The organism is Stenotrophomonas capsici, from assembly GCF_034961085.1.
Lineage (GTDB): Bacteria > Pseudomonadota > Gammaproteobacteria > Xanthomonadales > Xanthomonadaceae > Stenotrophomonas > Stenotrophomonas capsici.
Map to the genome: position 1 here is coordinate 1 of NZ_JAYFUH010000209.1, position 1,157 is coordinate 1,157.

2 protein-coding genes are annotated in these 1,157 nt (G+C 67.7%); one reads left to right on the forward strand and one right to left on the reverse strand.

The genetic code is table 11. The annotated features are described in order from the left end of the window. The coding region (purU, locus tag VA603_RS11490) for a formyltetrahydrofolate deformylase (protein WP_323438923.1) at positions 1-768 on the forward strand (768 nt) is incomplete at its 5' end. A gap of 158 nt (positions 769-926) precedes the next feature. Here purU and VA603_RS11495 read toward each other — a convergent pair. Beyond that, the coding region (locus VA603_RS11495) for an isochorismatase family protein (RefSeq protein ID WP_323438924.1) at positions 927-1,157 on the reverse strand (231 nt) is incomplete at its 5' end.

Sequence of the window (1,157 nt, forward strand, 5' to 3'; positions counted from 1 at the left end):
GGTTGCAACATCCTGGATGCGCAGCAGTTCGGTGACGAGGAAAGTGGCCGGTTCTTCCTGCGCGTGCACTTCGACATGAGCAATGCCGGCGATGCGCCGTCCGTGCGTGTACGCCTGCAGGCGCTGGGGGAGGCGTTCGCGATGCAGTGGGAACTGCATGATGCCCGTCGTCGTGCGCGCTTGCTGGTGCTGGTCAGCAAGCAGGGCCATTGCCTCAACGACCTGCTGTTCCGCACCCACAGCCGCCAGTTGAAGGTGGACATCGCCGCGGTGGCTTCCAACCACGCCGACTTCGCCGGCCTGGCCGGTTCCTACGGGGTGCCGTTCCATCATCTGCCGGTCAGCGCGGACAACCGCGCGCAGCAGGAGCAGCAGATCATCGATCTGGTCGAACGCGAGCGCATCGACCTGGTGGTGCTGGCGCGCTACATGCAGATCCTGTCGCCGCGCCTGTGCCAGGCGCTGGCCGGGCGGGCGATCAACATCCACCACAGCTTCCTGCCCAGCTTCAAGGGCGCCCAGCCGTACCATCAGGCGCATGCGCGCGGGGTCAAGATCATCGGCGCCACCGCGCACTACGTGACCTCCGACCTGGACGAAGGCCCGATCATCGAGCAGGACGTGGCGCGCGTGGACCATGCGATGACGCCGCGTGACCTGGTGCAGCTGGGCAGCGATACCGAATCGCTGGTGCTGGCGCGCGCGGTGCGGCGTCACGTGGAGCACCGCATCCTGCTCAACGGGCACCGCACGGTGGTGTTCCGCTGATCTGCTCTCCCCTTCGCGTAGCGAAGCGGATGACGGGGAGAGGGAGCTTTGTCGTGCACCCTCCCTTTCGCGCAGCGAAGGGGAGGGCTGGGGGAGGGGTGTTGCACGTTGGCGGGAAGGCGGCCCGGCTTCGCGGCCAAGGCTGCTCCTGCAGAGGCTTATCCCACTACTTCAATCCCGCCTTCGACCAGTGCGATCCGCGTGGCCGCGTCGTTGGCCGAGGACACCGGCCGGGTCAGTTCCCACAGGAAACGTACGCGGAAGCCGCTGATCGCCGCGTCCTGCGCGCTCCACAGCACGCAGTAGTCACGCGCCAAGCCACAGACATGGACCTCGGTGATGCCGCGCTCGTGCAGCCAGCCGGCCAGCCCGGTCGCCGGGCGGCCGCC